This window comes from Streptomyces sp. NPDC005925 (assembly GCF_040638805.1).
In the GTDB taxonomy this organism is placed as follows: domain Bacteria; phylum Actinomycetota; class Actinomycetes; order Streptomycetales; family Streptomycetaceae; genus Streptomyces.
In genome coordinates, this window is sequence record NZ_JBEXVL010000020.1 from 90,527 (window position 1) to 101,256 (window position 10,730).

At 73.0% G+C, this 10,730-nt stretch carries 9 protein-coding genes; 1 reads left to right on the forward strand and 8 read right to left on the reverse strand.

The features are described from left to right. Nucleotides 1-105: 105 nt before the first annotated feature. The 4 genes from ABZ354_RS21415 to ABZ354_RS21430 all read right to left on the reverse strand — a co-directional run bounded on the left by ABZ354_RS21415 (nucleotide 106) and on the right by ABZ354_RS21430 (nucleotide 3,666). Nucleotides 106-429 (reverse strand): hypothetical protein, encoded by a 324-nt coding sequence (locus ABZ354_RS21415; protein WP_358658986.1) that lies wholly within the window; start codon nucleotides 427-429, stop codon nucleotides 106-108. After that, nucleotides 426-794 (reverse strand): WhiB family transcriptional regulator, encoded by a 369-nt coding sequence (locus tag ABZ354_RS21420; protein ID WP_358658988.1) that lies wholly within the window; start codon nucleotides 792-794, stop codon nucleotides 426-428. Before ABZ354_RS21420 ends, ABZ354_RS21415 begins: the two co-directional genes overlap by 4 nt. Before the next feature lie 174 nt (nucleotides 795-968). Next, on the reverse strand, nucleotides 969-1,292 hold the full coding sequence (locus tag ABZ354_RS21425) for a hypothetical protein (protein WP_358658990.1): 324 nt from the start codon (nucleotides 1,290-1,292) through the stop codon (nucleotides 969-971). A gap of 142 nt (nucleotides 1,293-1,434) precedes the next feature. Then, the gene (locus tag ABZ354_RS21430; RefSeq protein WP_358658992.1) at nucleotides 1,435-3,666 is read right to left on the reverse strand and encodes an ATP-dependent DNA helicase UvrD2; all 2,232 of its coding nucleotides are present in this window, start codon (nucleotides 3,664-3,666) and stop codon (nucleotides 1,435-1,437) included. A 199-nt stretch (nucleotides 3,667-3,865) separates the two neighbouring features. On the opposite strand from ABZ354_RS21430, the gene ABZ354_RS21435 reads away from it, so the two are divergent. After that, nucleotides 3,866-4,123, forward strand: a complete 258-nt coding sequence (locus tag ABZ354_RS21435) for a mycoredoxin (RefSeq protein WP_358658994.1) — start codon at nucleotides 3,866-3,868, stop codon at nucleotides 4,121-4,123. Nucleotides 4,124-4,367: 244 nt separating this feature from the next. Here the strand turns inward: ABZ354_RS21435 and nudC are convergent, their stop codons facing one another. The 4 genes from nudC to ABZ354_RS21455 form a co-directional block, all read right to left on the reverse strand. Beyond that, entirely contained in the window at nucleotides 4,368-5,309 is a 942-nt protein-coding gene (gene nudC, locus ABZ354_RS21440) for an NAD(+) diphosphatase (RefSeq protein WP_358658996.1), read from the reverse strand. 200 nt (nucleotides 5,310-5,509) lie between these two features. Continuing rightward, on the reverse strand, nucleotides 5,510-6,922 hold the full coding sequence (locus tag ABZ354_RS21445) for a dipeptidase (protein WP_358658998.1): 1,413 nt from the start codon (nucleotides 6,920-6,922) through the stop codon (nucleotides 5,510-5,512). A 10-nt stretch (nucleotides 6,923-6,932) separates the two neighbouring features. Further along, complete coding sequence (locus ABZ354_RS21450; RefSeq protein ID WP_358659000.1) at nucleotides 6,933-10,592, reverse strand: UvrD-helicase domain-containing protein; 3,660 nt, start codon at nucleotides 10,590-10,592, stop codon at nucleotides 6,933-6,935. 24 nt (nucleotides 10,593-10,616) lie between these two features. Further along, nucleotides 10,617-10,730 (reverse strand): integrase core domain-containing protein (locus ABZ354_RS21455; protein WP_358656890.1); only part of this gene is annotated, 114 nt, incomplete at its 5' end.

Here is a 10,730-nt window from a genome sequence, read left to right on the forward strand (position 1 = left end):
CCGGGGGACAACGCGCCGAGGGGCCGGTCCGTTCGGACGGACCGGCCCCTGCTGGAAAGCTCACCCCCCGGGCCGCCGGGAGGTCACCGCTTCAGGTGTGTGTGGTCACTGCATGACCGCCATGGCAAGTGCGCGGCGGGCGCGCAGGGACGCGCGCTCCGCCCGGCGCTGCATCCGGCGGGCGGCCGCCAGGCGCATGGCCTGACGCTCCGCCTCGGCCTCGTGCAGGCGCGCGTGCATATGCGCACGTGCCAGGGCTTCTGGGATGAGTTGCATTTCTCGGGTCCTGTTCTGACGCGAATCCTTCGCATCACTGAGGTGGGCGTCTTCGGTCGCGGAGCCTGCGGGCTCGTGGGCGGACGGCTTCATCGGATCCTGCTTCTTGGGGCCGTGCGTGAGGGGACGGTCGATCGTGCCTGCGGTGTTCATGCCATGACCGGGTTCTTGCGCGGGCGGCCACGCGGCCGCTTCCGGGCGACGACAACACCCTGGACGAACAGCTCGCCACCCCAGACGCCCCACGGCTCACGCCGTTCCTTCGCGCCGGCGAGGCAGGCCTCCATCAGCGGGCAGGTGCGGCAGAGGGACTTGGCGTACTCGACATCGGCCGGCGACTCGGCGAAGAAGACCTCCGGGTCGTAGGAACGGCAGGGGACGGGTACGCCGAGGTTCTCGATGGCGTCGTCGAGCGCGGTGAGCGCCGTGAGCGGAGTCAAGGTGGAGTCCTCCGTGAGGCCGGGCTTGGGGATCGTGTCGGAAGGCGGTACGGACGGGGCGTGCGCTTCGAGTTGCACGGCTGGTCTTCCTCGTCTGGTCGTTCCGGCCGGGGTGGGCCGGGGTCGGCTGGGTACCGGGTCTTGTCTTGTTCCGAGGCTCCTTCGCTCTGTCGTCACCGTTCGGGGAAAACAGAAGGGCCGCGGATCCCGGGTGGGGTTCCGCGGCCCTGAAGGCGCCGGCCTGATCGACGATCAGGCTGGATCACTCCAGGGTTCTGGCCCACGGAAGGCCCACATCTGGTGGTGCTGCGTCGTCTGCTTCCGGGATCCGGCACCGGTCGCCGTAGAGGCATAGGCCTGCGCCTGTGCCTCTACTGCTGCTTCCAGTGCCTTGGTCGGTCGCTCATTGCGCTCCCGGACGGGAAGACCCGCGGGGGACACGGCGGACGCCGGACGGGCGGCACGGATGCCGGACAGACCGGTGCCCTGGTTGGAGGCGCCGAGCAGGCACAGCGAGGCGACGACCGAGCGATCGGTCATTTTCACGGTGCAGAAGCTGGTGTTGATGCTGATCACTGGACTCGCCTCCTCTCGGCGTCTCGGGGGACTGGGGTGAACCAGTCCGCGGATATGCAAGTACAACACGGATTCAGGGCCTACGAGAAGGCCTCCGTTCCCGTGTCTAAGAACCTATGGGGCTTGCTGGGGCAGGCGCAAACTATTTTCCCGACGAGTTCGTATCAGTCGTCGTCTCGCCGTTCCCGTCGTCGAACACGAGGTCCTGACCTGCGCACAGGGCGAGAACATCGGCGCCGTAGCGGTTGAGCTTGCGCATGCCGACGCCGGGGATCCGGGCCAGCTCGTGCTCGTCCTCGGGGCCCGTCTCGGCGATCGCCACGAGGGTCTTGTCGGTGAAGACGCAGAAGGCCGGCTGACCGCTGCGCCGCGCCTGGACCGCCCGCCATTCATGCAGCCGTTCGTAGAGGCTCTCGTCCATGTCGGAGGGGCAGTCCTCACACCGCATCAGCTTCATCTCACCGGCGTCGGTGAGCGTACGGCCGCAGACCCGGCAGCGGGCCGGGGCTCGCCGGGTCCGCCGGGGCGCGACACCCGCGGCAGGCGTGGCCCCGCGCTCGACACCGCCCGCCCCGCCCTCGGCGCCGCGCCCGGCCGCCGCGCCCGCCGAACCGGGGCGCAGTCCGGTGAGGAACCGGCTGGGACGGCGTCCGGCCCGCCCGCCCGGCGAACGTGCGAGCGCCCAGGACACCTGCAGGCGCTCGCGGGCGCGGGTGACGCCCACGTAGAGGAGACGGCGCTCTTCCTCGATCTGCTCGTCGGTCTTGGCGTAGGTGATCGGCATCATGCCCTCGGCGACGCCGACCAGGAACACCACGTCCCACTCCAGGCCCTTGGCCGAGTGCAGGGAGGCGAGGGTGACGCCCTGCACGGTCGGGGCGTGCTGGGCGCTCGCCCTCTCGTCGAGTTCGGCGACGAGGTCGCTCAGGGTGGCGCGGGGTCTGGCGGCGGCGAATTCGTGGGCGAGGTTCACCAGGGCGGCCAGCGACTCCCAGCGCTCCCTGACGGCGCCGGAGCCGGCCGGCGGCTGAGACGTCCAGCCCTCTCCCGACAGGACGGCGCGCACCTGGGAGGGAAGGTCGACGGCGTCGTCGAGCAGGGAGTCGTTGCCGCCGAAGCGGGCCGCGCCGCGCAGGGCGACTCCGGCCTTGCGCACCTCGGGGCGGTCGAAGAACCGCTCGGCGCCACGCAGCTGATAGGGCACCCCCGCGTCGGCGAGGGCCTGTTCGTAGGTCTCGGACTGGGAGTTCGTGCGGAACAGGACGGCGATCTCGCTGGCCGGCACTCCGGAGGCGATGAGTTCGCGGATGCGGCGGGCGGCGCCCTCGGCCTCGGCCGGTTCGTCGGTGTATTCGGTGTAGACGGGCTCGGGGCCCGGCGGGCGTTGGGAGACGAGCTCGAGGCGGTGGTCGGCGGCGCGGCCGCGGGCCTGGGCGAGCAGGCCGTTGGCGAGGTGGACGACCTGGGGCGTGGAACGGTAGTCGCGGACGAGTTTGACGACGGTGGCGCCGGGGTGGCGGGTGCGGAAGTCGAGCAGGTGGTCGGGGGTGGCGCCGGTGAACGAGTAGATGGTCTGGCTGGCGTCGCCGACCACGCACAGGTTGTCCCGGCCGCCGAGCCACAGCTCCAACAGGCGCTGCTGGAGCGGGCTGACGTCCTGGTACTCGTCCACCACGAAGTGCTGGTACTGGGCGCGGACCTGGTCGGCGATGTCGTGCCGGTCCTGGAGGACGGCCACGGTCAGCAGCAGCACGTCCTCGAAGTCGATGACGGCACGCTCGCGCTTGACCTCCTCGTAGGCGGCGTAGAGCTGGGCGATCTCGGCGGGGGCGCGGGGTGCCTCGCGACCGGCCTTCGCGGCGGCGAGGACGTAGTCGGAGGGGACGGTCTGGGTGACCTTGGACCACTCGATCTCCGCGGTCACGTCGCGCAGCTCGCCCCGGTCTAGGCGGATCCGGCAGGTGGCCGCGGCGTCGGCGACGAGCTGGATCTTGCGGTCCACGAGCCGGGGCATGGAGCCGCCGATCGCCCTCGGCCAGAAGTACTGGAGCTGCCGCAGCGCCGCCGAGTGGAACGTACGGGCCTGGACGCCCTGGGCTCCTAGATGGCGCAGCCGGCCGCGCATCTCTCCGGCGGCGCGGTTGGTGAAGGTGACGGCCAGGACGCTGGAGGGCTGGAGGATCCCGGCGCGGACCCCGTAGGCGATGCGGTGGGTGATCGCCCGGGTCTTGCCGGTGCCGGCGCCCGCGAGCACGCACACCGGTCCGTGCAGGGCGGTGGCCACTTCGCGCTGCTCGGGGTCGAGACCCTCGAGCACCGCGTCGGCCGTGTCCGGTACCTGCGGGAAGAGCGGGGAGTGCGTTGCTGCTGTCACACGGCCATGCTGCCAGGTCGTGCGAGACGGGTGAGCCGGTTGTCCACAGGGGCGGCCTCGCAGTCATATGAATGCGGCAGGCGTCACGTCACGCGGCGTCCTGTCCCCGTCGCCGGGGCGGGAATGGCCGCGCTGTCACGTACGTTCCTCCCAGGCGAGCACCACGCATCCCCGAGCCGCCGAAGGAGCGCGAGAAGACATGTCGGGCACTGTGACGATGTACAGCACCACGTGGTGCGGCTACTGCCGCAGGCTGAAGGGCCAGCTGGACCGCGAAGGCATCACGTACACCGAGATCAACATCGAGCAGGACCCGGAGTCCGCGGCCTTCGTGGAGAAGGCGAACGGCGGGAACCAGACGGTTCCCACGGTCCGGGTGCTCCCCACCACGGGCGCCGCCGAGGTCGTGATGACGAACCCGAGTCTGGCGCAGGTGAAGCAGGCCCTCGGGGCCTGACCACGCCGGAACGCACCATGAGAAAGCCCCGGCCGGAGAGAGCGCCGGCCGGGGCTTTCGCACGGGCCGTGGGGCCTCGGCCCCGTGCGCCGCGGGAACCGGAACCGGGTCCGCGACGGCGCCGGCCGACGCCCCGGTCCCGCGCCGCGGTCCGCGGCCCGGGACGTTGTCAGTGCCCGCGCCTACGGTGTCCGTATGAACTCGGACAGCCCTCAAGACCTGGGCAGCGGACGCCGCGTGTGCCTCAGACGCTCCGCTCCGGCAGGGGTTTGCCGTACCAGAGCTCGATCAGGCGGGCCGCGATGGAGATGCCGTACGGCGGAAGGACCTCGCCCGACGCGAAGGCGGCGTCGAGTTCGTCCCGGGAGAACCAGCGGGCCTCGCTGATCTCGTCGCCGTCGACGTCGATGTCGGTGGACGTGGCGCGGGCCATGAAGCCCAGCATGAGGCTGGACGGGAACGGCCAGGGCTGGCTGGCGACGTACTCGACGTGCCCGACGGTGATTCCGGCCTCCTCGTAGACCTCGCGGCGCACGGACTGCTCGATGGACTCGCCGGGTTCGACGAAGCCGGCGAGGGTCGAGAAGCGGCCCTCGGGCCAGTGCACCTGGCGGCCGAGCAGGATGCGGTCGGCCTCGTCGGTCACGGCCATGATCACGGCGGGGTCGGTGCGCGGGTAGTGCTCGGCCCCGCAGGCCGGACAGCGTCGGATGTGGCCGGCGGCGGCGATGGCGGTGCGTTCGCCGCAGCGCGAGCAGAAGCGGTGGGTGCGCTGCCAGTTCTCCAGGCCGACGGCGTGCACCATCAGGCCGGCGTCGCGGGGCGACAGCAGCAGGCCCGCCTCGCGCAGGCCGGCGGGCCGGGCGGACTGGTCCATGCGGCCGGGCAGCGAGTCCTTCTGGAGGGCGAAATACCGCACGCCGTCCTCGTCGATGCCGAGGAAGTAGCGGTGCGCCTCGGTGAGGGGGGCCTCGAAGGACGGGGTCATGACGAGTTCGGTGCGCCCGTCCTGCGTCTCGTCGATGAGGACCTGGCCGCCGGAGACGACGAAGCAACGTGTCGTGGGGTGGCTCCATGCCGCAGCGAGCCAGGCCTCGTCGAGCCGGTGGTGGGCGGCCCGGTCGACGCCGCTCGGGGCGGTCAGGGAGAGGGGGCGGTCGGCGGTGTGGTCGGTCCAGGTGGTCACGGGTGCTTCCAACTCCCCCGGTGGAACGGTTCGTTTCGGCGGCGGTACGGCAGGCGGTTCGGCGGAGGCGGCCCGTGCCTCCGCCGCACGGCAGGGACGGTCCTTCCTGGGCGGCCCTCCCAGTGTGCCCCGGGTGGGGCATCGCCCCGGACGGTGCGGAGGGCTCGGGGCCTCAGGGCGTGGACCTCAGGGCTCGGGCCTCAGGGCTCGGTCCTCCAGTGCTCGGCGAGGTCGCCCCACAGGTACGCGCTGGTTTCGACTCCCTTGAAGAGCAGGTCGAGCTCCACTTTCTCGTTCGGAGCGTGCCAGCCGTCGGAGGGGACCGAGATGCCCAGGAAGAGCACCGGGGCGCCGAGGACTTCCTGGAGGTCGGCGGCGGGTCCCGAGCCGCCCTCGCGCGTGTGGCCGACGGGCTGGTCGAAGGCCCGGCCCATGGCGCGGACCAGGGACTGCAGCGCAGGGTGGTCCAGCGGGGTCAGGCATGGGCGCGTGGCCGCCCCGAACGTGATGTCGCAGCGGGTTCCGGCGGGCACCTGTTCCTCGGCCCAGGCCCGGACGGCCTTCTCGATGTGGCCGGGGTCCTGGCCCGCGACGAGCCGGAACGACAGCTTCACCATGGCGGAGGACGGGATGATCGTCTTGCTGCCGGGCCCCTGGTAACCGCCGCCGATGCCGTTGACCTCCGCGGTGGGCCGGGCCCAGACGCGCTCCAGGGTGCTGTACCCGGCCTCGCCGTGCGTGGCGCGCGACTTGGCCGTGCCCAGCCAGCGCTGCTCGTCGAAGGGCAGTCCTGCGAAGAGTTCACGCTCCCGGTCGGTCAGCTCGGCCACGCCGTCGTAGAAGCCGGGGACGGCCACGCGCGCGTGCTCGTCGTGCAGCGCGGCGACCAGGCGGGCGGCGGCGGTCGCCGGGTTGGGCACGGCGCCGCCGAAGGAGCCGGAGTGGATGTCCTGGCCGGGGCCGTGCAGCCGGATCTCACACTCGGCGAGGCCACGCATGCCGGTGCACACGGTGGGGGTGTCCTCGGACCACATGCCCGTGTCGGAGACGATCACGGCGTCGGCGGCGAGCCGGCCCGCGTGCTGCTCGACGAGTTCCCGGAAGTGCGGCGAGCCGGACTCCTCCTCGCCCTCGATCAGCAGCTTCAGGTGGACCGCCGGGGCGGTACGGCCGGTGGCGGCGAGGTGTGCGCGGACGCCGAGTGTGTGGAAGAACACCTGGCCCTTGTCGTCGGCGGCACCGCGCGCGTAGAGGCGGTTTCCGCGGACGACGGGCTCGAAGGGGTCGCTCTCCCAGCCGTCCTCGCGGGCGGCGGGCTGCACGTCGTGATGGCCGTAGACGACGACCGTCGGCGCCCCGGGGTCGGCGGCGGGCCACTCGGCGAACACGGCGGGAGCGCCCGGCGTCCGCCAGACCTCCACCGTCGGGAAGCCGGTCTCCCGCAGCTTGGCGGCGAGCCAGTCGGCGCTGCGCCGCACGTCGGCGGCGTGCTCGGGCTGGGCCGACACGGACGGGATGCGCAGCCACTCGGCGAGGTCGTCGAGGAAGGCCGCGCGGTGCTGCTCGATGTACGGACGGACGGCGCTGACTGCACTGTCAACGGACTGGCTCATGGTCACGAGCCTATCGGCCCGCACCGGCATCCTCGGAGTGCGATTCCTCACCGGACGGCTCCTCCAGCAGCAGCCGCTCCAGGGCCGCGCGGCCGGGCAGGGCGTCCGGGCGTACGGCCTCTCCGCTGCGTACGTACAGGAATGTGGCCGTGACCGACTCGGGCGGAACGCCCTGCTGTTCGGCCCAGGCGAGGCGGTACACCGCGAGCTGGAGCGGGTCGGCGGTGCGGCCGTGGCCGGTCTTCCAGTCGACGATCTCGTACGTCGCGTCCGGTCCGTCGCCCTCCTTGTAGACGGCGTCGATCCGGCCTCGTACGACCCGGCCGGCGATGGCGAGCTGGAAGGGGGCCTCCACGCGGTAGGGCGTGCGGTGCGCGTACGCGGTGCGCTCGAAGGCCGCCTTCAGGACGTCGAGGTCGCGTTCGTCGGCGATCTCGGCCTCGCTCCCGGGCAGGTCGTCGGGCTCCAGCATGGGCAGGGTCAGTTCCTCGAAGCGGGCTTCGGCCCAGGCGTGGAACCGGGTGCCGCGGCGGGCTGCGGGCTGCGGCGGGCGCGGCATGGGGCGGGCCAGTTCCCGCGCGAAGCCGTCCGGGTCGGCGGCCAGGCGCAGCAGCTGAGTGGCGGTGAGTGACGCCGGGAGGGGGACGTCGGTGACCCTGCGGCGGGCGCGCAGGAGTTCCCCGGCGAGGGCGTCGAGGTCCCGGTCCCAGGAGGCGACGGTGCGGGCCTCCTCCGGGGTGAGCGGGGGGCGGGGGGCGGTGTGCGGCGTGCGGCCGGGTGCTGGAGGAGCCTCGCCGGCGGGCCGCGGGTGCTCCTGGGCCGGCTGCGGCCGCCGGGGACGGGCGTCCTCGGGTTCGGCGGGGCCGCCGGTTGTCTCCGGTGCCGGTGCGGGTGGCTGGTGGGGGATCGCCGGGCGGGTCGTCGTCCAGGTGTCCCAGCCGGCCGGGTCCTCCGAGAAGGGGGCGTCGGCGAAGGGGTTCTCCTCCGTGCCGGAGGGGGTGCCGGGGAGCGGGTCCTGCGCCCCGGCCGGCATCTCGTCGTCCGGCGGCGCAGGCCACTCGAGGTCGTCGGGGTCGTCGGGCGTCGGCCAGTCGGGGTCGTCGTAGCCGTCCGGGTCGTGGGGGGCCGCCGGGTGGTCGTCACCGTCGCCGTCGTCGGGGAGGGCCGCGAGGGATTCCAGGTGGGCCCGGACGGTCGCGGCGGCCTCCCGGCGTCTGGCCAGCGCCGTCGCGTCCAGGGGCAGCGGCCAGACCTGCTCGGCGGTCGCTCGGTGCAGGGCGGGGTTCTCCTCGTCCTCGGCGGGCTCGTCGGCCCAGGCCTCGATCTCGCCGTGCCCCGCGGCGCAGTGGTCGTACAGGGCCCGCAGGAACGCGGACGGGCCGCGCGGCTTCTTCTGCGTGGGGCCCCACCAGTGGCCAGAGCCGAGGAGCAGGGAGCGGGGCCGGGTGAAGGTGACGTATCCGAGGCGCAGTTCCTCGGTGTGCTGGTGCTCCTTCATGGACTCCTGGAAGGCCTTCACTCCGCGCGCGTCCCAGGAGGTGACGTCGGGCAGGGTGTCGGCGTCGCCGCGCAGTTCGTGCGGCAGCACCTTGCCCTGCGCGGTCCACTTCTCGCGGCCCTGACCGCTGGGGAAGGTGCCGGTGACCAGGCCGGGTACGGCCACGACGTCCCACTCCAGGCCCTTGGACCGGTGGGCGGTGAGTACCTTCACGGTGTTCTCGCCGCCGGGCAGGGCGTTGTCGAGGCCCTTCTCGTACTGGGCGGCGGTGCGCAGGAAGCCGAGGAAGGCGAGCAGGGTGGCCTGGCCGTCGCCGGAGGCGAAGGAGGCGGCTACGTCGAGGAAGTTCGCCAGGGTTTCGCGGCGGCGGGCGGCCAGCGCGTGCGGGGACGCCGACAGCTCGACCTCCAGCCCGGTGACGGCGAGGACGCGGTGCAGGACGTCCATGAGCGGGTCGGACAGGGAGCGGCGCAGGTCGCGCAGTTCGGCGGCGAGCCGGGCGAACCGCACCCGCGCGTCCGGCGAGAACGGCAGGCCGTCGTCGCCGGGCCGGCTGTCGAACGGTGTTTCCAGGAACGTGTCGAGGGCGTCCGCGAGCGAGATCACCTCGGCCGGGTCGACGCCCTCGACGGCCGCGGCGAGCCGGCGGTCCGGGTCGTCGTCGCCGTCCACGCGGGCGTGCGTCACGAGCAGCCGGGCGCGGCGCCCGAGGAGGGCGAGGTCGCGCGGGCCGATGCGCCAGCGCGGCCCGGTCAGCAGCCGCACCAGGGCGGCGTTGGCGCCGGGGTCCTGGAGGACTTCGCAGACGGCGACGAGGTCGGCGACCTCGGGCAGGTGCAGCAGCCCGGACAGGCCGACCACCTCGACGGGGACGTCCCGGGCCACCAGGGCGGCCCGGATCTCGGCGAAGTCGGTCGCCGTGCGGCACAGGACGGCGATCTCGCCGGGTGCCGTGCCGGTGCGCACGAGGTGGGCGACGGAGTCCGCCAGCCAGTCGATCTCCTCGCCGTGGGTACGCAGCAGGGCACAGCGGACCAGCCCGTCGCGTTCGGCGCCGGGGGCGGGGCGCAGGGCCTCCACCCCGGCGTGCATGGCGCGCAGCGGTGTGGCGAGGCCGTTGGCGAGGTCGAGGAGGCGTCCGCCGCTGCGGCGGTTCTCGCTGAGGGCCTGCCGGGTGGCGGGGCGGCCGTCGGCGTGCGCGAAGTGCTCGGGGAAGTCGTCCAGGTTGGCGACGGAGGCGCCGCGCCAGCCGTAGATCGCCTGGCAGGGGTCGCCGACGGCGGTGACCGGGTGGCCGGTGCCGTCCCCGAACAGCCCTGCCAGCAGCAGGCGCTGGGCGACCGAGGTGTCCTGGTACTCGTCCAGCAGGACGACGCGGAACTCGTCGCGGAGGAGCTCGCCGACCTCCGGGCGGGTCTGTGCGAGGGTCGCCGACAGGGCGATCTGGTCGCCGAAGTCGAGCAGGTCGCGTTCGCGTTTGGCGGCCCGGTAGCGCATCACCAGCTCGGCGAGTTCACGGCGGGCGGCGGCGGCCTCGGGGACCTTGCGCAGGTCGGCGTTGCTGAGCCTGACGCCCTCCAGGGTGCTCAGCAGCCGGGCGTCCCACGCGCGCAGTTCTTCGGGCCGTACGAGGTGTTCGGCGAGTTCGGCGTCGAGGGTGAGGAGGTCGCCCACCAGGTCCGGGAAGGAGCGGGTCAGGGCCGGGTAGGTGCCGGGGGCCTCGCGCAGTACGCGCGCGGCGAGCTGGTAGCGCGTGGCGTCGGCGAGGAGGCGGGAGGTCGGCTCCATGCCGATGCGCAGGCCGTGGTCGGTCAGGAGCCGGCCCGCGAAGGCGTGGTACGTGGAGATCACCGGCTCGCCCGGCGGGTTGTCCGGGTCGATGGCGTCGGGGTCGGTGACGCCGGCCCCGACCAGTGCCTTGCGGACGCGTTCGGCGAGTTCGCCGGCGGCCTTGTTGGTGAAGGTGAGGCCGAGGACCTGCTCGGGGGCGACCTGGCCGGTGCCGACCAGCCAGACGACGCGTGCCGCCATCACCGTGGTCTTGCCCGACCCGGCTCCCGCCACGATCACCTGCGGGGCGGGCGGCGCGACGATGCAGGCCGTCTGCTCCGGCGTGAACGGGATGCCGAGGAGCTCTTTGAGCTGGTCGGGGTCGGTGATTCGAGCGGGCACCTCACAGAGGCTAGCTGTACTCGGTCATGGCGTTGGTGACAGGCGGCTGATCGGGGGTTGGCCTGCGAGCGCGGTGTGTCGGCGTTGAGTGTTGTAGAAGGTCAGCCATGGTGCCAGGGCCTGGGCGCGTTCGGTGTT

Bases quoted from the DNA above. Each gene is read 5' to 3' on its own strand.
- ABZ354_RS21415 (WP_358658986.1), bottom strand. From the start codon at position 429: ATGAACACCGCAGGCACGATCGACCGTCCCCTCACGCACGGCCCCAAG.
- ABZ354_RS21435 (WP_358658994.1), top strand. From the start codon at position 3,866: ATGTCGGGCACTGTGACGATGTACAGCACCACGTGGTGCGGCTACTGC.
- ABZ354_RS21445 (WP_358658998.1), bottom strand. From the start codon at position 6,922: ATGAGCCAGTCCGTTGACAGTGCAGTCAGCGCCGTCCGTCCGTACATC.